Annotated in this window: 22 protein-coding genes; 9 read left to right on the top strand and 13 right to left on the bottom strand. The window is 68.3% G+C overall.

All coding sequences use genetic code 11. The features are described from left to right. The first annotated feature begins 70 nt into the window (after positions 1-70). Positions 71-1468 (top strand): MFS transporter, encoded by a 1398-nt coding sequence (locus BTE28158_RS00110; protein ID WP_151050090.1) that lies wholly within the window; start codon positions 71-73, stop codon positions 1466-1468. A gap of 27 nt (positions 1469-1495) precedes the next feature. Here BTE28158_RS00110 and kynA read toward each other — a convergent pair whose 3' ends face one another. The 3 genes from kynA to kynB all read right to left on the bottom strand — a co-directional run bounded on the left by kynA (position 1496) and on the right by kynB (position 4452). Further along, positions 1496-2422, bottom strand: coding sequence for a tryptophan 2,3-dioxygenase (gene kynA, locus BTE28158_RS00105; RefSeq protein WP_151050096.1), 927 nt, complete (start codon positions 2420-2422; stop codon positions 1496-1498). A gap of 94 nt (positions 2423-2516) precedes the next feature. Then, positions 2517-3770, bottom strand: a complete 1254-nt coding sequence (gene kynU, locus BTE28158_RS00100) for a kynureninase (protein WP_059607975.1) — start codon at positions 3768-3770, stop codon at positions 2517-2519. A gap of 40 nt (positions 3771-3810) precedes the next feature. Continuing rightward, positions 3811-4452, bottom strand: coding sequence for an arylformamidase (gene kynB / locus BTE28158_RS00095; protein ID WP_151050088.1), 642 nt, complete (start codon positions 4450-4452; stop codon positions 3811-3813). Positions 4453-4582: 130 nt separating this feature from the next. On the opposite strand from kynB, the gene BTE28158_RS00090 reads away from it, so the two are divergent. Next, on the top strand, positions 4583-5083 hold the full coding sequence (locus BTE28158_RS00090; RefSeq protein ID WP_059607977.1) for an Lrp/AsnC family transcriptional regulator: 501 nt from the start codon (positions 4583-4585) through the stop codon (positions 5081-5083). Here BTE28158_RS00090 and BTE28158_RS00085 read toward each other — a convergent pair. The 3 genes from BTE28158_RS00085 to BTE28158_RS00075 form a co-directional block, all read right to left on the bottom strand. Then, positions 5070-5579, bottom strand: a complete 510-nt coding sequence (locus BTE28158_RS00085; protein ID WP_059465659.1) for a flavin reductase family protein — start codon at positions 5577-5579, stop codon at positions 5070-5072. The two genes, BTE28158_RS00090 and BTE28158_RS00085, sit on opposite strands and share 14 nt — an antisense overlap. Before the next feature lie 274 nt (positions 5580-5853). After that, complete coding sequence (locus tag BTE28158_RS00080; protein ID WP_151050086.1) at positions 5854-6519, bottom strand: hypothetical protein; 666 nt, start codon at positions 6517-6519, stop codon at positions 5854-5856. Continuing rightward, positions 6516-7922, bottom strand: a complete 1407-nt coding sequence (locus BTE28158_RS00075; protein ID WP_124900991.1) for a selenium-binding protein SBP56-related protein — start codon at positions 7920-7922, stop codon at positions 6516-6518. Before BTE28158_RS00075 ends, BTE28158_RS00080 begins: the two co-directional genes overlap by 4 nt. Positions 7923-8467: 545 nt before the next feature. Between BTE28158_RS00075 and msrA the strand changes: the two genes are divergently transcribed. Further along, the gene (gene msrA, locus BTE28158_RS00070; RefSeq protein ID WP_151050084.1) at positions 8468-9028 is read left to right on the top strand and encodes a peptide-methionine (S)-S-oxide reductase MsrA; all 561 of its coding nucleotides are present in this window, start codon (positions 8468-8470) and stop codon (positions 9026-9028) included. A 40-nt stretch (positions 9029-9068) separates the two neighbouring features. Here the strand turns inward: msrA and BTE28158_RS00065 are convergent, their stop codons facing one another. From BTE28158_RS00065 to pdxH, 3 genes are all read right to left on the bottom strand, one after another. Next, complete coding sequence (locus BTE28158_RS00065; RefSeq protein WP_151050083.1) at positions 9069-10388, bottom strand: DUF72 domain-containing protein; 1320 nt, start codon at positions 10386-10388, stop codon at positions 9069-9071. A 23-nt stretch (positions 10389-10411) separates the two neighbouring features. Next, positions 10412-11632, bottom strand: a complete 1221-nt coding sequence (locus BTE28158_RS00060) for a class I SAM-dependent methyltransferase (RefSeq protein ID WP_124621470.1) — start codon at positions 11630-11632, stop codon at positions 10412-10414. Between the two features lie 130 nt (positions 11633-11762). Next, positions 11763-12407 (bottom strand): pyridoxamine 5'-phosphate oxidase, encoded by a 645-nt coding sequence (gene pdxH, locus BTE28158_RS00055; RefSeq protein ID WP_059607983.1) that lies wholly within the window; start codon positions 12405-12407, stop codon positions 11763-11765. A gap of 128 nt (positions 12408-12535) precedes the next feature. Between pdxH and tcdA the strand changes: the two genes are divergently transcribed. Then, a complete protein-coding gene (gene tcdA / locus BTE28158_RS00050) occupies positions 12536-13393 on the top strand; it encodes a tRNA cyclic N6-threonylcarbamoyladenosine(37) synthase TcdA (RefSeq protein ID WP_124900993.1) in 858 nt (285 codons plus the stop codon). A gap of 102 nt (positions 13394-13495) precedes the next feature. On the opposite strand, the gene trxA is transcribed toward tcdA, so the two are convergent. Further along, positions 13496-14344, bottom strand: coding sequence for a thioredoxin (gene trxA, locus BTE28158_RS00045; RefSeq protein ID WP_124621474.1), 849 nt, complete (start codon positions 14342-14344; stop codon positions 13496-13498). 52 nt (positions 14345-14396) lie between these two features. Continuing rightward, entirely contained in the window at positions 14397-15278 is an 882-nt protein-coding gene (locus BTE28158_RS00040) for a pirin family protein (RefSeq protein ID WP_151050081.1), read from the bottom strand. 248 nt (positions 15279-15526) lie between these two features. On the opposite strand from BTE28158_RS00040, the gene BTE28158_RS00035 reads away from it, so the two are divergent. Beyond that, the gene (locus BTE28158_RS00035; RefSeq protein ID WP_174906360.1) at positions 15527-16405 is read left to right on the top strand and encodes an EamA family transporter; all 879 of its coding nucleotides are present in this window, start codon (positions 15527-15529) and stop codon (positions 16403-16405) included. Between the two features lie 44 nt (positions 16406-16449). On the opposite strand, the gene BTE28158_RS00030 is transcribed toward BTE28158_RS00035, so the two are convergent. Beyond that, positions 16450-17976 carry an N-acetylmuramoyl-L-alanine amidase gene (locus tag BTE28158_RS00030; protein ID WP_124621478.1) on the bottom strand — a complete coding sequence of 509 codons (1527 nt, stop codon included), beginning with the start codon at positions 17974-17976 and terminating at the stop codon, positions 16450-16452. Then, positions 17958-18509, bottom strand: a complete 552-nt coding sequence (tsaE, locus tag BTE28158_RS00025; protein ID WP_151050079.1) for a tRNA (adenosine(37)-N6)-threonylcarbamoyltransferase complex ATPase subunit type 1 TsaE — start codon at positions 18507-18509, stop codon at positions 17958-17960. Before tsaE ends, BTE28158_RS00030 begins: the two co-directional genes overlap by 19 nt. A gap of 17 nt (positions 18510-18526) precedes the next feature. Between tsaE and queG the strand changes: the two genes are divergently transcribed. From queG to BTE28158_RS00005, 4 genes are all read left to right on the top strand, one after another. Then, positions 18527-19762 carry a tRNA epoxyqueuosine(34) reductase QueG gene (gene queG / locus BTE28158_RS00020; protein ID WP_151050077.1) on the top strand — a complete coding sequence of 412 codons (1236 nt, stop codon included), beginning with the start codon at positions 18527-18529 and terminating at the stop codon, positions 19760-19762. Between the two features lie 63 nt (positions 19763-19825). Next, complete coding sequence (locus BTE28158_RS00015; protein WP_059608017.1) at positions 19826-20293, top strand: methylated-DNA--[protein]-cysteine S-methyltransferase; 468 nt, start codon at positions 19826-19828, stop codon at positions 20291-20293. Then, positions 20293-21255, top strand: coding sequence for a site-specific tyrosine recombinase XerD (gene xerD, locus BTE28158_RS00010; protein WP_151050075.1), 963 nt, complete (start codon positions 20293-20295; stop codon positions 21253-21255). The genes BTE28158_RS00015 and xerD overlap by 1 nt, the downstream gene beginning before the upstream one ends. A 71-nt stretch (positions 21256-21326) precedes the next feature. Continuing rightward, positions 21327-21640 (top strand): helix-turn-helix domain-containing protein (locus tag BTE28158_RS00005; protein ID WP_174919598.1); only part of this gene is annotated, 314 nt, incomplete at its 3' end.

Below are 21640 nucleotides of genomic sequence, written 5' to 3'. Positions count from 1 at the left end.
TCGAATGCCGTTGCCTTGCCGCGCGCCGTGCGCGCACCTTGCCGCCGACGCGTGGCGCACGGGAGGTCGCATGAGCATGCGCGACGGATTGCAGCCGCCCCCGGTCGACATCGGCGCGACGCTTGACGACGGACCGTTCACGACGATGCAGCGTTGCGTGGTGCTGCTTGCCGCGCTTGCGATCGTGCTCGACGGCTTCGACGGGCAGTTGATCGGTTTCGCTATTCCGGTGCTGATCCGCGAATGGGGGATCACGCGCGGCGCGTTCGCGCCGGCGGTGGCCGCAGGGCTGATCGGGATGGGCATCGGCAGCGCGTGCGCGGGCATCGTCGCGGACCGTTTCGGGCGCCGCCAGGCCGTGATCGGCAGCGTGTTCCTGTTCGGCATCGCGACCTGCGCGATCGGCTTCGCGCCGGATGTCGCGACGATCGCGATGTTGCGCTTCTGCGCGGGGCTCGGGATCGGCGGCGCGCTGCCGACGGCCACGACGATGACGGCCGAATACACGCCTGCGCGGCGCCGCACGATGATGGTGACGGCGACGATCGTCTGCGTGCCGCTCGGCGGCATGCTGGCCGGGCTGTTCGCGCACGAGGTGCTGCCGCGCTATGGCTGGCGCGGGCTGTTCTTCGCCGGCGGCGCGCTGCCGCTCGTGCTCGGCTTCGTGCTCGTGCGTGCGTTGCCCGAATCGCCGCGCTTCCTGGCACGCCGCCCCGCGCGCTGGCCGGAACTCGGCGCGCTGCTCGCGCGCATGCAGCGGCCGGTCGCGCCCGACGCCACGTTCACCGATCTGCGCGATGCACGCGCGCCCGGCGCACGAGGCGGGTTCGGCGCGCTGTTCGCCACCGGCCAGGCGCGCGACACGATCGCGCTGTGGTGCGCGTTCTTCATGTGCCTGCTCGCCGTGTATGCGGCGTTCAGCTGGCTGCCGACGATGCTGGCCGCGAGCGGGCTGAGCGTGTCGGTCGCGGGCTCCGGGCTCACCGCGTACAACCTTGGCGGCGTGATCGGCGCGCTGCTGTGCGCATGGGCGATCACGCATGCGGGTTCGCGCTGGCCGCTCGCGCTCTGCAGCATCGGCGGCGCGGCGAGCGCGGTGTGGCTGATGGGGGTCGATGCGGGGCGCCACACGGGCTGGCTGATCGTCGGGCTCGGTCTGCACGGGCTGTTCGTCAACGCGGTGCAGTCGACGATGTATGCGCTGTGCGCGTACATCTACCCGACGGCGGTTCGCGCGACCGGCACCGCGAGCGCGCTCGCATTCGGCCGGCTTGGCGCGATCCTCAGCGCGTTCGCGGGCGCGATGGTGATCACCGCAGGCGGTGCGACGGCGTACCTGACGATGCTGGCCGCCGCGATGAGTGTGGTGTGCGTCGCGCTGCTCGCGATGCGGCGGCACATTCCGCGGCTCACGCGCGAACGCGCGTTGCCGCGCGAAGGGGAGGAACTGGCCCGCACGTCGTCGTGACGCGCGGGCGCATGACGCACGCGTACGTTACAGCGTGGTGCGTACGTGCCAGAGCTCGGGGAACAGCACGACGTCGAGCATCTTGCGCAGGTACGGCGCGCCGCTCGTGCCGCCGGTGCCCTGCTTGAAGCCGATGATGCGCTCGACGGTCGTCACGTGACGGAAGCGCCACTGGCGGAACGCGTCCTCGAGATCGACGAGTTCCTCGGCCATCTCGTAGAGCTCCCAGTGCTGCTGCGGGTGACGGTAGACTTCGAGCCACGCAGCCTCGACGGTCTCGTCGTGCCGCATCGGCTGCGTCCAGTCGCGCTCGAGCCGCTCGGGTGCAATCGGGAAACCGCGCCGCGCGAGCAGGCGCACGACCTCGTCATAGAACGACGGCGCCTCAAGCGTCGCGCGCACCTGTTCGAGGATGTCGGGCCGGTGCGCATGCGGCTGCAGCATCTGCACGTTCTTGTTGCCGAGCAGGAATTCGAGCTGCCGGTACTGATACGACTGGAAGCCCGACGACTGGCCGAGGTACGGCCGCATCGCCGAATACTCGGACGGCGTCATCGTCGACAGCACGTTCCACGCCTGCACGAGTTGCTCGAGAATGCGCGACACGCGCGCGAGCATCTTGAATGCGGGCGGCAGCGCGTCGCCACGCACCGCGTCGAGCGCGCCGCGCAATTCGAACAGCGCGAGCTTCATCCACAGCTCGCTCGTCTGATGCTGGATGATGAACAGCATCTCGTTGTGATCGGGCGACAGCGGATGCTGCGCGTCGAGGATCGAATTCAGCGACAGGTAGTCGCCGTAGCTCATCGACTTCGAAAAATCGAGCTGCGCGTTGTGCCAGCCGGCATCGCCCGAGGCATCGCCCGGCACGTGCGGTGCTTCGTGTGCCGATTGGGCCGTGCGCGCGCCCGAGAACGGGCAGCCCGCCGGCGCATCGTCGCCGGGTGGCTGCATGTGACCAGAATTCACGACTCTCTCCAGAATTGAATGACGGGGGCGCGGCGCGCAATCCGCACGGAACCGCGGCGCGCGCCGGGCAAAAAGCCGATCAGGTCACCGCACCGCGCTCGGCGAACTCGGGTGCCTTCCACGCATCGGTGGCCAGGATGTCGCGCAGCGTCTCGACGGCATCCCACACGTCGACGAAGCGCGTATAGAGCGGCGTGAAGCCGAAGCGCAGCACGTACGGCTCGCGGTAGTCGCCGATCACGCCGCGCGCGATCAGCGCCTGCATCACCTCGTAGCCGTGCGGGTGCTCGAAGCTCGCTTGCGAGCCGCGCTGGTGATGCGCGCGCGGCGTGACGAGCTTCAGCGACAGGCCCGCGCAGCGCGCCTCGACGAGTGCGATGAACGCATCGGTCAGCGCGAGCGACTTGCGGCGGATCGCGTGCATGTCGGTCTGCAGGAACACGTCGAGCCCGCATTCGACCATCGACATCGACACGATCGGCTGCGTGCCGCACAGGAAGCGCGCGATGCCCGGATCGGGCGCGAAGCCCGGCTGCATCGCGAACGGCGCGCGGTGGCCCCACCAGCCCGACAGCGGCTGGGAGAAGTGCGCGTGATGACGGTGTGGCACCCACACGAACGCCGGCGAACCGGGGCCGCCGTTCAGGTACTTGTACGTGCAGCCGACCGCGCCGTCCGCATGCGCGCCGTTCAGGTCGACCGGCACCGCGCCGGCCGAATGCGCGAGATCCCACAGCATCAGCGCGCCCGCGTCGTGCGCGAGCTGCGTGACGGCCGGCATGTCGTGCATGTAGCCGGTGCGGTAGTTCACGTGCGTGATCATCGCGACGGCCGTGTCCGCGCCGAGCGCGTCGGGCAGGTCCGCCGGATCGTCGATCAGGCGCAGCTCATAGCCGCCGCCGAGCTGTTCGATCAGCCCTTGCGCGATGTACAGGTCGGTCGGGAAGTTCGAGCGCTCCGACACGATCACGCGGCGTTCCGGCGCGCGCTCGGCCTGATGGCGCAGCATCGCCGACAGCAGCTTGAACAGGTTGATCGAGATGGTGTCGGTCACGACGGTCTCGCCGGGGGCGCCGCCGATCAGCGTCGCGAGCTTGTCGCCGAGGCGGCGCGGCAGCGCGAACCAGCCGGCGGTGTTCCAGCTGCGGATCAGACCTTCGCCCCATTCGGCGCCGATCACCTGTTGCGCGCGGGCGGCCGACGCGCGCGGCTGCGCGCCGAGCGAGTTGCCGTCGAGATAGATCACGCCGTCGGGCAGCGCGAACTGGTCGCGCAGCAGGGCGAGCGGGTCGTCGCGGTCGAGGGCGAGCGCGTCTTCACGGGTCTTGATCATGATGTCGGGTCAGTGGTTCTCGGGTCAGTGGTTCGGTGAATCAGGAGGATCGGCCGGGCAGCGCGCGCAGCACCGCACGCACGGGGCTCGCGTCGAGCGTCGCGAACTTCAGCGGCAGCGCGATCAGTTCGTAGTCGCCGGGCGGCACGTCGTCGAGCACGATCCCTTCGAGGATCGCCATCCGGTGCGCGCGCACGCGGTGATGCGCATCCATGGTCTTCGATTCCTGCGGGTCGAGCGACGGCGTGTCGATGCCGATCAGCTTCACGCCGCGCGCGGCGAGCAGGTCGACGGTTTCGGGCGCGACCGCGCAGAAGCCGCTGTCCCATTGCTCGACGCTGGCACGCGCATAGGTGCGCAGCAGCACGCGCGGTGGCACGCCGTCCAGCGCGGCCTCGATGTCGGCCGGGCGCACGACCGGCGAGGCGCCGATGCAGTGGATCACGCGGCACGGGCCGAGATAGGTGTCGAGCGGCACCGCGCCGATCGGCGCGCCGTCGGCGTCATAGTGGAGCGGCGCGTCGCAATGCGCGCCCGTGTGCGGCGACAGCGTCAGGCGCGCGACGTTGACCGGCGAGCCGGCCTCCATCCGCCAGACGCGTTCGACGGAAACGACCGTGTCGCCCGGCCATACGGGGGTGGCGGGGCTGACGGGCGGCGAGATGTCCCAGAGTGTGTCCATGGCATGACGAATCGGTGAATCGATGCTTCGAATGATAGGCGGACGCTCGCAGAAAGTGCTTGCGAAATAAACATGGACAATCCGCCGGATTGGCAGATAATTCGACTCAGAGGGAAAACGGGGACCAAAAATGCACGCGATCACGCTTGATGCCACCGACTGCCGGATTCTGGCGGTACTGCAGGAGGAGGGCAGAATCAGCAATCTCGACCTGGCGGAACGGATCTCGCTTTCGCCGTCCGCCTGTCTGCGCCGGATGCGCCTGCTCGAGGAGCAGGGCGTGATCGAGCACTATCGCGCGTGCCTGAGTCGCGAGAAGCTTGGCTTCGAGCTCGAGGCGTTCGTGCAGGTGTCGATGCGCAACGAAGAGAATCAATGGCACGAGCGCTTCGCGGAAGCGCTGCGCGAATGGCCGGAGGTGGTCGGCGCGTTCGTCGTGACGGGCGAGAGCCACTATCTGCTCCGGGTGCTGGCGCACAACCTCAAGCACTATTCGGATTTCGTGCTGAACCGGCTCTACAAGGCGCCGGGCGTGATGGACATCCGTTCGAACATCGTGCTGCAGACGCTGAAGGACGAAGCGGGCGCGCCGGTCGGGCTGGCGCGCATGGGGTCGATCAAAGCGGTGTGAGGCCGTGGAAGCCGCCGCCGTGGAACACGAGCGGCGCTGCGGCATCCGACGCGGCACGCACACCGCAGCGTTCCACTTCGCCGACGAAGATCACATGGTCGCCTTCGTCGTAGCGGCTGCGGTTGTGGCATTCGAACCACGCGAGTGCGCCGTCGAGCACCGGCATGCCCGAGTTGCCGGCCGCGTGCGCGATCCCTTCGAAGCGGTCGCCCTTGTAGGTCGAGAAGCGCTTGCACAGGTCGAGCTGCGACGCCGCGAGCACGTTCACCACGTAATGGCTGTTGTTGCGGAACACCGGGGTCGACGCCGATTTGTGCGCGAGGCTCCACAGCACGAGCGGCGGGTCGAGCGACACCGAGTTGAACGAGCTCGCGGTGATGCCGATCAGCTGCCCGGACGGCGCACGCGTCGTGATGACCGTGACGCCGGTCGCGAACTGCCCGAGCGCCTGGCGAAAGGCGGCCGAGTCGAAATCCGGCGGGGTGGCGTGGTTCATCGGGCGGCCATCCGGAACGAAACGGACGGGCGCGGCGCGCGGCGGCTGCAACGGGCGCGGCGGACGAAAGGCGACAAGGCCAGGGCGGTCGATTGGGAAGTGGTGCGCATGGCCCGATTTTAGCGGAATCGCGACCGCCGGACCCGTGCGGACGGCGCATCGCGGGGCTAGCGTGAGGTAGCGAACACTGTCGCGTGGCGCCAGCGTCGTGCTGGAACGGTCGTTCTCGCGCCTTTCGTTGCGCGCCGTCCGAGGCCGCTCCGCGAGCCGGGCGCTATCGCGCCGCCGCCAGCCTGAGCGACAGCGCGCCCGTCAGGATCAGGCTGGACGCCCACACCGCATCGAGATTGAACCAGCTCCGCGCGACGAACTTCAGCCCGAGATAGCGGTACACGAGCCACGCGAGCACGCCGCCTGTGCCGAACATCGCGGCTGCGTGCACGGCTGCGACGACGAGTGCGATCCCGAGATGCGCATCGACGAGCGTGGCCGCCGCGCGATGGCCGGCGTCCCGGTCGAACCCGCAGAGCCCGAGGTAGATCGGCACCAGCATCAGCCCCGCGCCGTGCGCGAGCGCAACCGCGAACGACCACAGTCCGAGCCGCGTGGGCGGTATCCGCGCGAGCGCACGCGGATGCCGCCGCCGGATCAGCAGCACCACGCCGAAGCCGATCACGAGCACGCTCGCGCCGATCCGGATCGCCGACTGCCACGCGAGCAGCGCGGCAAGCAGCCCGAACGGCAGCATCACCATGAATACCGCGAGCGCATGGCCGAGCGCGAGATAGCCGAGCGCCGCGACGAGCGCGCCGCCGCGGCGCGTCATCAGCGCGTTCGACACCGCGAGCGGCCAGCCCATCGCCGGATTGAGCCCGTGATAGACGCCGCTCGCGAGCACGGCCGCCCACAGCGCGAGCGGCGCGGAGAGGCCGGCGCTCAACGCTTGACCGACGGATAGCAGAACGAGTCGGTCGAGCAGTCGCCGCCATCGAGCCGGATCTGGTGCGCGCGATAGCCGTCGGGGAAGTCGACCCAGTAGTCGTCGGCGAGCGTCAGCCCGCCGTCCGGCCCCGCATGCGCGAGCACCTGCGCGGCCGGCACGCCGTCCGGATAGAACTGGTCGTCCCACGTCGAGTAAAGCGAGTTGGTCCAGTACACGCGCCGGCCGTCGCGGCTGATTTCCACCATCTGCGGGCCGCCGGCGAACGCGCGGCCGTTCGTGTGCGGCGCGCGGCGCACGATCCCGCCGATACGCACCGACCCCGCGAGCACCGGATGATGCGGATCCGACACGTCGTACTGGCGCATCTCGCCGGTGCCCCAGCACGACACGTACAGAAAGCGGTCGTCGAGCGACAGGTCGATGTCGGTCACGAGCGGCGGCACCGCGCCGAAACCCTGGAGCAGCGGCGGCAGTTCGTCGGCCGCGGCCGGCTCGGGCGGAATCGTCGCGGTCTTCTTCACATGAAACTGGCCGCCTTCGCGCCACCAGGTCCAGATCGAGCCTTCGAGATTGGTCGTGTCGACCACGACGCCGACGAACCCGTATTCGCGCACCGGATCGTGCGCGGGCCGCACCTCGAGCGCCATCTGGTGCTGCGCGCCGAGATCGATCGTCTGCACGTTGCGCCGCGCGCGCAGGTCCCAGAAATGCAGCCGGTGCCCGTACTTGTTCGCGAGCAAGTCCTCCGGCACGATGCCGTTCTCGAATTGCGGCGGCAGCGCCCATTCGCTCGACACCATGTAGTCGCGCGGCAGGTTCCACCAGAAGTCGTAATGCTTGTCCTGCGAGCCGCGGTCGATCTCCCAGCGGCCGAGCACGTCGAAGGTCTCGCAGTCCATGATGAAGATGCCGGGCGCGCCGTCGGTGCCGTCCTTGCCCGCGCCGCCGAGCGTGCTCACGTAGATGCCTTCGGGGCCGCAATGAACCGTATGCGGCCGCGAATAGCCGGTCTTGGCGAACACCTCGTCGGGCTCGATGATCTTGTGGATGCGCGCCTGAGTCGGGTGCGGCTTCGTGTCGATCACGTAGATCCGCGACGAACGCAGGCCCGGGATGATCAGGAAGCGGCGTTCGAGGAATGCGTGGCCGGTCAGCGGCGACAGCGACGACGAACACGCATTCCAGCCGAAGTGGTGGAATTCGTCTCCGGTGTTCGGCATCGTCACCGTGTGCACGATCTTGCCGTAGGTCGCCGAGCCGGGTTTCACGTCGATCACGGCGAGCGCGTCGGGTCTGGAAAAATCGGGGCTCAGCAACAACGTATAGGCAAATTCCTCCGCCGGCGCCTGCATCGCAAGTTCCGGCGAAGCGTGAAATGTCGGGTCAGGCCGCATGCTCATCGTGGTGCCTCTCTCGGTCGTATCGGATCACGGGTGCACGGACGTTCGCTGCGAACGTGCGGGTCGAACAGGTTGCGTGACGGCAATGCTCCGGCGGCCGCGCGATGGAGGACGCGCGGTGCGGTGCATCAGGTCGGGAAAGCAGGGAAACGCGGTGCGCCGGATCGCCGCGCATGCGGCGCAGCGGGCGCACGGCGGCGCGAGGGTGCGGTGAAAGCGACGGCGGTCGGGCCCGCAATGCGGGCGCTGTCTGCTGAGGCGTGCATATCGATGTTCCGGCAGATGATGTTGGCATCAGGACGGGCATGCATCGGACGCTGCGCGCAGCCGGACGGTGTGCCGTTGCGGCGAGGCGTGCCTAAGTGTAGACGAGAAACGCGCGGCCGGTGGTGCGCGGCACGCATGCGGTTCTGCCGGATTTGCGCACGAGTGAGATACTTGGACGCTGCCGCTGCGCGCCGGGCAACCGGGCCGCGGCGATACGGACCGGCGACGCCGGCGCGCGCCCGCGTGCCGGCCGTTGTCATCAACGAGGTAATGATTTCATGGTGAACGAGATGCTTGAAACCGCGACTGTAGGCGGCGGGTGCTTCTGGTGCACGGAGGCCGTGTTTCTCGACGTCGACGGCGTGACGGCCGTCCAGTCGGGCTATGCAGGCGGCCACACGCGCAATCCCGGCTATCGCGACGTATGCGACGGCGATACCGGTCACGCGGAGGTCGTGAACGTGACGTTCGATCCGGCGCGCATCGGTTATCGCGAGATCCTCGAGATCTTCTTCGCAACGCACGATCCGACCCAGCTGAACCGGCAGGGCAACGACGTCGGCACGCAATACCGTTCGGTCGTGTTCACGCATTCGGACGCGCAGCGCAACGTCGCGCTCGATGTGATCCGCGAACTGGAGCGCGAGCAGGTGTTCGGGCAGCCGATCGTCACGCAGGTCGTGCCGCTCGACGGCAACTACTGGCCGGCGGAGGACTATCACCAGAACTATTACGCGCGCAATCCGGGGCAGGGCTACTGCTCGGTCGTGATCGGGCCGAAGCTCGCGAAATTCCGCCAGAAGTTCTCGCACCGGCTGAAGTCGCTGCGCGGCGCGTAACCGGTTCGCCGATGCGCAAGCGGCGCCCGCGCCGCGATGCTTACGCCGCCTCGCTGCGCCACTGCGCGCACGCTGCGGCGATCTCGCGCGCGAGCGCGAGGCACGACAGCGGCGCGGAGCCTTCCGCCTTGTTGTTGATCGTGATGATCACGGGCTGTCCGGCCAGCGCGTAGCGCGCGGCCAGTTCGGCGAGCGCCGAGCGTGTGGCCGGATCTTCGTCGACGAGCTTGTCGAACGGCTCGTATTTCGCTTTTGCCTGTTCGTACTTGAAGCCGCCATGCAGGCTCCAGCGCACGATCAGCGGGCCCGGTGCATCGCCGTCGAGCAGCGCGAGCGCGGCTGCCTGGCGCAGCGGGTCGGGCATCCGCGCATGCAGGCCGACGCAGTAGCGCACGCCGAGCGTCGCGAGCGCGCGGATGAAGCGCGGCGTGAGCAGGCTCGCGTCGCGGATCTCGATCGCGTAGCGCGTGCCGTCGGCGTCCGGCGGCAGCGTCGGCAGCGCCGCGAAGAATGCCGACAGCCGGTCGATCAGCGCGGCCGGTTCGGCGAGCAGTTGATCGGGCATCGGAGAAAACTGGAACACCAGCACGCCGGCCTTCCTGCCGAGCCCTTCGAGGCACGGCTGCACGAATTCGCGAGTGGCGAGCTGCGCGTCGAGAAAGGTCGGGTTCGGGCCCGACGGCTCGCCGCGCCGGCCGCGCACGACCGCATCGGTGACGGACGCCGGCGCCTTCACGACGAAGCGGAAATCGTCCGGCACCTGTTGCGCGTAGCGCAGGTAGTCGGCCACCGACAGCGGCCCGTAGAACGACCGGTCGAGGCTCACGCTCTTCAGCAGCGGATGCGCGCCGTACGCCTCGAGCCCCTCGCGAGACAGCTTCGTTTGCGCAAAATCGCCGTCGTAGACGATGCCGTCCCAGCCGGGGAAATACCACGACGATGTGCCGAGGCGCACGTTCGGCGGCAGCGCGGCCGCCGCGTCGGCGACTTCCGCGGAAACCGGTGCTGGCGGCACGCCGCGCCGACGCCGGACCTTCTTCGGCGGCGCGGTCGGCGGCGACGGTTCGTCCCACAGCAGGCCGGAAGCAGGGGACGGTTCCGGTTCCTGGTCGGCGCACGCGCCGGGCGATGCGCGGCCGGTGCGCGCGGGCGACTTTGCCGGTCGCGCAGCGTCGTGTTCGTCCGGCGTCGCGCGTTCGCCGGCGCCTGCAGGGTTGTCGTCGTTTGCAGGCGCGGCCGTGCGCGCGTCGTCGGGCGACGCGCCGAACAGGTCGAACTGCCCCTCGGCGTGCGACCCGTCCGCTTCGTCGCGCTGCTGTCGTTGCGGCGGCGTGCTGCGCCGCGTCCTGCCGTCACCCATGCATGCCCAGCGTGAAGTGCCGCCTAGCGCGGCAGCGTGTGTTCGTACATGTAGCGCCTCGACCACGGCAGTGTTTTCGCGCTGCGTCCGGCCTTGCGGCACACGATCTGAAAGATCGACACGTCGTCGTGCTCGAACGCATACGCGCAACCGGCGAGATACACGCGCCAGATGCGGAATTTTTCGTCGTCGACGAGCGTGCGCGCCTCTTCCGCCTTCGCCTCGAAGTTCTCGGTCCAGATTTCGAGCGTGCGCGCATAGTGCCGCCGCAGGCTTTCGACGTCAATCGCCTCGAGCCCGCCGCGCTGCGCCGCTTCGAGCGCGAGGCTGATGTGCGGCAGCTCGCCGTCCGGGAACACATAGCGGTCGATGAATTCGCCGCCGCCGAGCGCCGTTTCGCCGCTTTCCGCGTCGGTCGACGTGATCCCGTGGTTCATCGCGATGCCGTCGTCGGTCAGCAGGTCGCGCACGCGCGAGAAATAGAGGGGCAGGTTCTTGCGGCCGACGTGCTCGAACATCCCGACGCTCGTGATTCGGTCGAACTGTCCCTCGATCTCGCGGTAGTCCTGCAGGCGGATCTCGATCTTGTCCTCGAGCCCGGCGGCTTTCACGCGCGCGGTCGCGAGATCGAACTGGTTCTGCGACAGCGTCACGCCCAGGCACGTCGCGCCGAACTTCTGCGCGGCGCGCAGCACGAGCGCGCCCCAGCCGCAACCGATGTCGAGCAGGCGCTGGCCGGGCTCGAGCCGGATCTTGGTCAGGATATGGTCGATCTTCTTGATCTGTGCGGTCGCGAGATCCTCGTCGCCGTTCTCGAAGTACGCGCACGAGTACACCATGTTTTCGTCCAGCCACAGCTGGTAGAACGCGTTCGAGACGTCGTAGTGATACTGGATCGCCTTCTTGTCGGTGTTTTTCGTGTGATTGAAGTAGCGCTTCACGCGCGCGAGCTTGCTCGCGCTGGTGACCGTGCTGCGCGCGAGCGAGTAGCTGATGTTGATGATGTCCGACAGCCTGCCCTCGATGTCGATCTTGCCCTTCACGTACGCCTCGCCGAGATTGTCGAGGCTCGGTTCGAGCAGAAGCGGCAATGCCGACGCGCTGTTGACCTTGAGCGTGACCTGCGGCGCGCTGAAGGTGCCGAAATCGAGTTGATCGCCGTTCCACAGCACGAGTCGCGCCGGTATGTTCGCTTTCGCCCGTACTTCGTCCGCCCACTGTGCCAGCTTCTTTTCCCAGAACATTTGGATTCTCCGTTTGTTCGTTGAATCGAATACAGCCAAGTATCTTGACCGGCGCACGCCCCTTGCGAGGCGGGCGCCCGGATGCAACACGAGACACGGCCGACGCGCGCCGGCACCACGGCAGACGCGCTTACGGCGACAGGCGCGAGATCGTCCAGCCCGACCCTGCCGCGTCGTCGCGCGTATAGAGCAGGCGGTCGTGCAGCCGCGACGGGCGGCCCTGCCAGAACTCGATCGCGTCGGGCACGACGCGATAACCGCCCCAGTGCGGCGGGCGTGGCGGGTTCTCGCCGTAGCGTTCGGTCACGGCCTTTTCACGCGCTTCGAGCGTCGCGCGGCTGTCGATCACGGCGCTCTGATCGGACGCCCACGCGCCGATGCGCGAGCCGAGCGGGCGCGACGCGAAATAGCGGTCGCTTTCGTCGGCGCTGGTTTTCTCGATCCGGCCTTCGATGCGCACCTGGCGCTCCAGCTCGATCCAGTAGAACAGCAGCGCCGCGTGCGGATTGGCGGCGAGATCGCGGCCCTTGCGGCTTTCGTAATTGGTAAAGAAGACGAACCCGCGTTCGTCGACACCCTTGATGAGCACGATGCGGGCCGACGGCCGGCCGTCGTCGCCGACGGTGGCGAGCGTCATCGTGTTGGGCTCGGGGAGCTTGGCGGCGAGCGCCTCCTTGAACCAGCGATCGAACTGGGCGAAGGGGTTCGGGGCGGCGTCGGCTTCGTCGAGCGAAGCACGCGAGTAATTGATGCGGAGATCGGCGAGAGTCGTCATGTTATGCAAACGCTTCAATCTGGGGCCAGTATAGCGAACGCGCGAGAATCGTGCGTGCACAGGGGCGCGTGCCGGCGGGGAGTTCAGGCAAAATAGAGGGCTGCACGACTTACGTTTTCCTTGCTGCCATGCCCGCTGCCGACACTGCCCCGCACAGTTCTTCTGATCTTACCCCGAGCCCGACAATCCAGCTTGACGTGGATCGCGAGCGCCGCTTCGGCGGCATCGCGCGCCTGTACGGCGCCCCCGCGCTCGCGGCGTTCGAACGCGCGCACGTCGCCGTGATCGGCATCGGCGGCGTCGGGTCGTGGACGGCCGAGGCGCTCGCACGCAGCGCGATCGGCACGCTGACGCTGATCGATCTCGACAACGTCGCGGAAAGCAATACGAACAGGCAGATCCACGCGCTCGACGGCAATTACGGCAAGCCGAAGGTCGACGCGATGGCCGAGCGGATCGCGCTGATCGATCCTGCTTGCCGTGTGAACCGGATCGAGGATTTCGCGGAACCCGACAACTTCGACGCACTGCTCGGCGGCGGCTTCGACTACGTGGTCGACGCGATCGACAGCGTACGCACGAAGGTCGCGCTGATCGCGTGGTGCATCGCAAAAGGGCAGCCGCTCGTCACGGTCGGCGGCGCGGGCGGGCAGCTCGACCCGACACGCATCCGCATCGACGATCTCGCGCTGACGATCCAGGATCCGCTGTTGTCGAAGGTGCGCGCGCAGCTGCGCAAGCAGCACGGCTTTCCGCGCGGGCCGAAGGCGCGCTTCAAGGTCAGCGCCGTGTATTCGGACGAGCCGCTGATCTATCCGGAAGCGGCCGCGTGCGACATCGAGGACGGCGCGGAGCCGTCCGCCGCCGCGCATGTCGCGGGGCTCAACTGCGCGGGGTTCGGTTCGAGCGTATGCGTGACCGCGAGCTTCGGCTTCGCGGCCGCCGCGCATGCGCTGCGCGCGATCGCGGCGCGGGCCGCGGGCTGATCGGGGAACCGGTCGACGCGCAAGGCAATGTCGCGGCGCGGCAGACCTGCCGCGCGCGGCAACGCGATTCGGCCAGGCCATCGCGGCCCGGCCGGTCGTTCGTCAGTTGAGCGCCATGCTCAGCTTCCGCCGCCATGCGGCGACGAGTTCGGGGCGATCGCCCGCCAGCTCGAACACCGAGATCATCGTGCGGCGGCCGAGGTCGTCGCCATACGCGCGGTCGCGCAACACGATTTCCAGCAACTGCTCGAGCGCACCTTCGTATGCGCGTCGCGCGATCAGGCTCTGCGCGAGGTCGAAGCGTGCCTCGAGATCGGCGGGGTCCGCCGCGATGCGCGCTTCGAGCGCGTCGGTCGGCGGCAGGTCGGCCGTCGCGTCAAGCGCATCGAAACGGGTCTTGATCGCCTGATAGCGCGGATCGGCGCTTTGTACCGTCTGCGGCGACAGGCGCTCGGCCTCGGCGCGCGCGGTGTCCACCTGGTTGTTCGCGAGGAGCAGTTCGATCAGGTCGAGCCGTGCGTCGTCGAAGCCGGGGTTCAGCGCGAGCGCCGCTTCGAGGTGGGTGAGCGCATCGTCGTAGCGCGATTCGGCGATTGCATATTGCGCGGCGCGGCGTTCGGCTTCGTCGGGCGCCGGCAGCAGCCGGTCGAGGAACGCGCGCAACTGGCCTTCCGGCAGCACGCCGATGAACTGGTCGACGGGACGCCCGTCGGCGAACGCGATCACGTGCGGGATGCTGCGCGTCTGGAAGTGCGCGGCGAGTTCCTGGTTTTCGTCGACGTTTACCTTCACGAGCTTCCAGCGGCCTTCATAGTCGGCTTCGAGCTTTTCGAGCAACGGACCGAGCGTCTTGCAGGGGCCGCACCACGGCGCCCAGAAGTCGACCAGCACGGGCGTGTCCAGCGACGCCTCGATGACGTCTTTCTCGAAAGTGGCAAGCGTGGTGTCCATGTCGTTCTCTTCCGTTCGAATGTCGTCAGGATGGGGGCAGCGTGCCCCTTTTTCAACGCGGCTTCGATTCGGGCAGCGGAATCCACTCGGTTTCGCCGGGCACCTTGCCCATTTCCTGGTTCGTCCACGCCCGTTTCGCGCGCTCGATCGCGTCGCGGCTGCTGGCGACGAAGTTCCATTCGATGAAGCGCTCGCCGTCGATCTTCTCGCCGCCCAGCAGCATCGCGCGCGCGCCGCTGCCGCTCGCGAGCGTGACGGTGGCGCCGGGCGCGAGCACGGCCATCTGCTCGGCCGGCACCGGCGTGCCGTCGATCGAGAGGTCGCCGTCGACCACGTAGACCGCGCGCTCCTCGTGCGACGCGTCGAGTTCGAGGCGGCCGCCGGCCGCGAATTCGGCGGCCACGTACAGTGTGCGCGAGAACGTCTTGACGGGCGAGCGCAGGCCGAACGCGTCGCCGGCGATCACCGTCAGCGACACGCCGTTCTCGTCGCGCTTGGGCAGCGTGTCGGCCGCATGGTGCTCGAACGACGGCTCGGTGGTCTCGTGGGCGACGGGCAGCGCGACCCAGGTCTGGATCCCGTGTACCGTGTGGCCGCTCGCACGCTGAGCGTCGGGCGTGCGCTCCGAATGGACGATGCCGCGACCGGCCGTCATCCAGTTCACGTCGCCCGGCACGATTTCCTGCAGCGAGCCGAGGCTGTCGCGGTGCAGGATCGCGCCGTCGAACAGGTAGGTGACGGTGGCGAGCCCGATGTGCGGGTGCGGGCGCACGTCGAGCCCGGTGCCGGCCGGCAGCGTCGCGGGCCCCATGTGATCGAAGAAGATGAACGGACCGACGAGGCGTGCGGCGAGCGCGGGCAGCGTGCGGCGCACCTGCAGGTTGCCGATGTCGCGGATGTGCGGCTTGAGCAGGGCTTTGATCGAATCGGTCATGGCGGCCTCGTGGGCAACGGCTGGAATGCCGGTCATTGTACTGGCGGCGCGGTGGCGACGCGCGTGTCGGGGGCGCGTGCAAACTGATTCCCGGGTGTTGCGGACGTGCGGGCGCGAGTCGTGCGAGCGCCATGTCGTTGTGCCCGTCGCCGATTCCATGCGCGCCGCGCGGGTATCGGGCCGCACGGCGAAATTCGGTAGACTGATCGGCTTCAGGAAACCATCCGACAATTGAGGAGACGCCGATGATGGCCACGAAGGACTTGCTGCTCGCGCTGGTCGTGATCGTGGCATGGGGCGTGAACTTCGTCGTGATCAAGGTCGGCCTGCACGGCATGCCGCCGATGCTGCTCGGCGCGCTGCGCTTCACGCTCGCGGCGGTGCCCGCGGTGTTCTTCGTGCGCCGGCCGCAGATTCCGTGGCGGATGCTGATCCTGTATGGCGCGACGATCCAGCTCGGCCAGTTCGTGTTCCTGTTTACCGGCATGTACGTCGGTATGCCGGCCGGCCTCGCGTCGCTCGTGCTGCAGTCGCAGGCGTTCTTCACGCTCGTGTTCGCGATGCTGTTCCTCGGCGAGCGGCTGCGTGTGCAGAACCTGATCGGGCTCGCGATCGCCGCGGGCGGGCTCGTCGTGATCGCGGCGCAGGGCGGCCGCGCGATGACGCTCGCGGGCTTCCTGCTGACCATCTGCTCGGCCGCGATGTGGGCGTTCGGCAATATCGTCACGAAGAAAGTCGGCAAGGCCAATCTGGTGTCGCTCGTCGTGTGGGCGAGCCTCGTGCCGCCCGTGCCGTTCTTCCTGCTGTCGCTCTGGTTCGAGGGGCCGCAGCGGATCGGGGCCGCGCTGGCCGGGCTCGACGGCGCGTCGATCTTCGCGGTCGTCTATCTCGCGTTCGTCGCGACGCTCGTCGGCTACGGCTTGTGGAGCCGCCTGATGTCGCGCTATCCGGCCGCGCAGGTCGCGCAGTTCTCGCTGCTGGTGCCGATCGTCGGGCTGGCGTCGTCGGCGCTGCTGCTCGACGAGCATCTGACGCACGCGCAACTGATCGGCGCCGCGCTCGTGATGGGCGGGCTCGCGGTGAACGTGTTCGGGGCAAAGCTGGTGCGCCGCTTCGCGGCGTCGTGACGCGCCGGCACGCAGCGCGTGCCGGCGGCGGGAAGGCAGCCGGGTCAGGCCATCCGGTTCTTCGCGAGCGGCGGATTCGCGGCGAAGTAGCGTTTGATGCCGCGGAAGATCGCGTCGGCCATCTCGTCGCGATAGCTGTCGTCGTTGAGCCTGCGTTCTTCGTCAGGGTTGCTGATGAACGCGGTCTCGACAAGGATCGACGGAATGTCGGGCGCCTTCAGCACCGCGAACCCGGCCTGCTCGACCGAGCCCTTGTGCAGCTTGTTGATGCCGCCGACTTCCTTCAGCACGTAATTGCCGTAGCGCAGCGAATCGCGGATCTGCGCGGTCGTCGACATGTCGAACAGCGCGCGGCTGACGGCCGCGTCCTGTGTCTTGATGTTGATGCCGCCGATCAGGTCGGACGAGTTCTCCTTGTTCGCGAGCCAGCGTGCCGCGGCGCTCGACGCGCCGTGGTCGGACAGCGCGAACACCGACGAGCCGCGCGCGGACGGCGTCGTGAACGCATCCGCGTGGATCGACACGAACAGGTCGGCGCCGACGCGGCGCGCCTTCTGCACGCGCACGTTCAGCGGCACGAAGAAGTCGGCGTCGCGCGTCATCATCGCGCGCATGTTCGGCGCGCCGTCGATCTTCGCGCGCAGCTTCTTCGCGATGTCGAGCGCGATGTGTTTCTCGTACGTGCCACCGCCGCCGATCGCGCCCGGATCCTCGCCGCCGTGGCCCGGATCGATCGCGACCGTCAGCAGGCGCACGGTGCCGCCCTTGCCCGATTTCGGCGCGGTGAACTTGTAGGTGTCGCCGTCGTCTTCGCTGTCGTCGCGGCGTGCGATGACGGGCGGCGGCTTGGTGGCCGGCTTCGCGGGCGTGGAAGGCGTCGCGGCGGCCGGCGGCGTGCGCGGCGTGGCCGGCGTGTTCTGCGCGAAGCGCTGGAAGAACGCGTCGCTGTTGTCGTTGCCCGCGACGGGCGGCGTCGCCGGCCCGTTCAGCGCGCTTGGCGGCTGCATCTGCTGCGCGCGCGCCGTGTCGTTGAGCGCCTGCTCCTTGCGCTCCGTCTGCGCGATCAGGTCGGTCAGCGGATCGGGCGCGACGGCCGGATACAGGTCGAACACGAGCCGGTACTTGTAGGTGCCGACCGGCGGCAGCGTGAACACCTGCGGCTTCACCGAACCTTTCAGGTCGAACACCATCCGCACGACGTGCGGCTGATACTGGCCGACGCGCACCGACTGGATCTGCGGATCGTTCGGCGCGATCTTCGACACGAGGTCGCGCAGCGCCTGGTCGAGATCGAGCCCGTTCAGGTCGACGACCAGCCGGTCGGGACCCTGCAGCAGTTGTTGGCTATTCTGCAGCGGCTGGTCGGATTCGATCGTGACGCGCGTGTAATCGCGCGCGGGCCACACGCGCACGCCGAGCACCGACGATGCGTGCGCGAGCCGCGGCGCGACGAGACCGAGCACGAGCGTCGACGCACCCGCGCGCAGGATCTGGCGGCGCCGCCAGTTGTGCGTCGCGGTGGCCGCCGATTCGATCGAGCGGAACGGTTTGATCAACATCTTTCGAGACATGCCTTTCCTGAAGCGCTGAACGCCCGGACGGTGAGGGCGCGGCCGTCGCCATCCACGTCGAGCGAGAAAACCAGATCGGGCACGCCGAGCAGGGTGCCCGCCTGTTGCGGCCATTCGACGAGGCAAATCGCGCTGGAATTGAAATACTCGCGAAAGCCGGCGTCGGACCATTCGGCCGGATCGTTGAATCGATACAGATCGAAGTGATAGACCTCAAGTTCCCCATCGTCGCGTGCGAATGCGTAAGGTTCGACGAGCGTGTAGGTCGGGCTGCGCACGCGCCCCGGGTGGCCGAGGCCGCGCAGGATCGCGCGCACGAGGGTCGTTTTGCCCGCGCCGAGGTCGCCGATCAGCTGGATTTGCAGCCCGTCGAACGCGTGTGCATGGGCAAGTTCGCTGCGTGCCGCGTCGAGCGCGTGCGCGAAGCGGGTGCCGAAGGCCTCGGTCGCCGCTTCGTCGGCGAGTGCGATCACGCGCTCCGCGAGCGGGGCGGGCAGCGTGTCGGCATGAGGCGTATGGGACGTGGCTGGCATTCTCGTAAAATAGTGCGATGAACCGATTACCGGAACTCGCCGCATCCGACAGGCCTTCGACACATGCCGAAGGCGCGGCACCGTGCGCGCTCGATGATGCGACGTTGACAGCGCTCGCCGCTCGCATCAGGGCGTGGGGGCGCGAATTGGGTTTCGGGGCGATCGGCATCAGCGATACCGATCTCTCGGATGCCGAAGCAGGCCTCGCCGCCTGGCTGGAAGCCGGGTGCCACGGCGAAATGGATTATATGGCGAAACACGGGATGAAACGCGCGCGGCCGGCCGAACTTGTGGCCGGTACGCGACGCGTGATCTCCGCGCGGCTCGCCTATCTGCCGGCCGAAACGCTTGCCGCCGACGCGCCCGATGCGTCATCTGGCGCGCTCGTGCCGCACGACTGGCGCGCTCGCGAGCGTGCGCGTCTCGACGATCCGCAGGCGGCCGTCGTGTCCATCTATGCACGCGGCCGCGACTATCACAAGGTGCTGCGCAACCGGCTGCAGACGCTCGCGGAGCGCATCGAGCAGGAGATCGGCGCGTTCGGCTACCGCGTGTTCACCGATTCGGCGCCGGTACTCGAGGTCGAGCTCGCGCAGAAGGCCGGCGTCGGCTGGCGCGGCAAGCACACGCTGCTGCTGCAGCGCGACGCGGGTTCACTGTTCTTCCTCGGCGAGATCTATGTCGACGTTCCGCTGCCGACCGACGCGCAAACCGCGCCCGACGTCGCGCCCGAGACGCCCGGCGCGCACTGCGGCAGTTGCACGCGCTGCATCGGCGCGTGCCCGACCGGCGCGATCGTGGAACCGTATCGCGTCGACGCGCGCCGTTGCATTTCTTACCTGACGATCGAACTGAAAGGCAGCATTCCGGAGCCGCTGAGGCCGATGATCGGCAACCGCGTATACGGCTGCGACGACTGCCAGCTCGTGTGCCCGTGGAACAAGTTCGCGCAGGCCGCACCCGTCGCCGATTTCGACGTGCGGCACGGTCTCGACCGCGCGACGCTCGTCGAGCTGTTCGGCTGGGATGCCGAATCGTTCGACACGCGGATGCAGGGGAGCGCGATCCGGCGCATCGGTTACGAAAGCTGGCTGCGCAATCTCGCGGTCGGGCTCGGCAATGCGTTGCGCGCGCCGGCCGACCGGCTCACGCCCGATGCGCGCGACGCGATCGTCGCCGCGTTGCGTGCACGGGCCGGCGATCCGTCGCCGGTCGTGCGCGAGCATGTCGAATGGGCGCTGCGTGCCGCATGAAGGCGGCGTAAAGTGTCGGCGGCGCGCGGCGGCGCCGCGCGTTTCACCGGTGAGGAGAAGCTCATGTTCAACGCAGTCATCGACGCACCGTTCGGCAAGGTCGGCATTCGCACCGATGCCGCGGTGGTGCGCGAGATCGTCTATCTGCCCGAGTCGGTCAGATCGGTCGATCCGGACTCGCCACTCGCGAAGCGCGCGGTCGAGCAGATCGAACGTTATTTCGAGCGCGCGTCGGCGCGTTTCGACCTGCCGCTCGCCGACGTCGGCAGTGCCTTCCAGCATCGCGTGTGGAACGTGATCAGCGACATTCCGCCGGGCGCGGTGTTGACCTACGGGCAGGTCGCGAAGCGGATCGGCAGCGCGCCACGCGCGGTCGGTCAGGCGTGCGGCGCGAACTATTTCCCGCTCGTGATTCCGTGTCATCGCGTCGTGGCGGCAGGCGGCCTCGGCGGCTTCGCGAACCACGACGACAATGGCTATTACCAGAAAGTGAAGCGCTGGCTGCTGGCGCACGAAGGCGTGCCGTACTGATGAGTGAACCCTTGCTTTCCCCCGACCCCGCGCCCGGCGCTGACAGCGACGAGGCCCCGGCATCGCCCGCGCTGCTCGCGAGCCGCGCGTCGATCGACGTGTTTTGCGACGCGCTGTGGCTCGAGCACGGGCTCGCGCGCAACACGCTCGATGCGTACCGGCGCGATCTGATGCTGTTTTCGCAATGGCTGGCGGCGACGCACGACGCGTCGCTCGACTCGGTCGACGAAGCGATGGTGACCGGCTACATCGCCGCGCGCAGCGACGGCAAGGCGACATCGTCGAACCGGCGGTTGTCGGTGTTCCGTCGCTATTACGGCTGGGCCGTGCGCGAGCATCGCGCGAGCGCGGACCCGACGCTGCGCATCACGTCGGCGAAACAGGCCGCACGGTTTCCGTCGACGCTGTCCGAGGCGCAGGTCGAAGCGCTGCTCGGCGCGCCCGATATCGGCACGCCGCTCGGCCTGCGCGATCGCACGATGCTGGAGCTGATGTACGCGAGCGGCCTGCGCGTGAGCGAACTCGTCACGCTGAAGACCGTCGAGGTCGGGCTCAACGAGGGTGTCGTGCGCGTGATGGGCAAGGGCTCGAAGGAACGGCTCGTGCCGTTCGGCGAAGTTGCGCACGGCTGGATCGAGCGTTACCTGCGCGACGCGCGGCCCGCGCTGCTCGGCGCGCGCGCGGCCGACGCGCTGTTCGTGACCGGACGCGGCGACGGGATGACGCGCCAGCAGTTCTGGAACATCATCAAGCGCCACGCGCAGCAGGCCGACGTGCGCGCGCACCTGTCGCCGCATACGCTGCGGCACGCGTTCGCGACGCATCTGCTGAACCACGGCGCCGACCTGCGCGTCGTGCAATTGCTGCTCGGCCACAGCGACATCTCGACCACGCAGATCTACACGCACGTCGCGCGCGAGCGGCTGAAGACGCTGCACGCGCAGCACCACCCGCGCGGCTAGTGTCCTGTTCCGTTGTTAACTGGTCTATGTTCACGTAGCATGTTGACGTCAACGGAACGGGAGACGTCAGCATGGTGATGGGACGACCGAAGGCGGAACTGGTGCTGAGCGAAGACGAGCGTTCGCAACTGATGTCGATAGCGCGCTCTCGCTCGATTTCGGCTGCGCTGGTCTCGCGGGCGCGCATCGTGCTGGCGGCGGCTGACGGCGAGCCCAATAGCGCGATCGCGCAACGCCTGCAACTCACGCGTGCCACGGTGGGCAAGTGGCGTCTGCGGTTTCTGGATCAGCGAATCAACGGACTCTATGACGAAGTACGTCCCGGCAAGCCACGCACCATCGACGACGAACGGCTGGCCCAACTGATTCACAAGACCCTGCACAC

The organism is Burkholderia diffusa (assembly GCF_902499115.1).
Taxonomy (GTDB): Bacteria; Pseudomonadota; Gammaproteobacteria; order Burkholderiales; family Burkholderiaceae; genus Burkholderia; species Burkholderia diffusa.
Note: the sequence above shows the minus strand (reverse complement) of the source record. Positions and strands in the feature narration are given on the sequence as shown.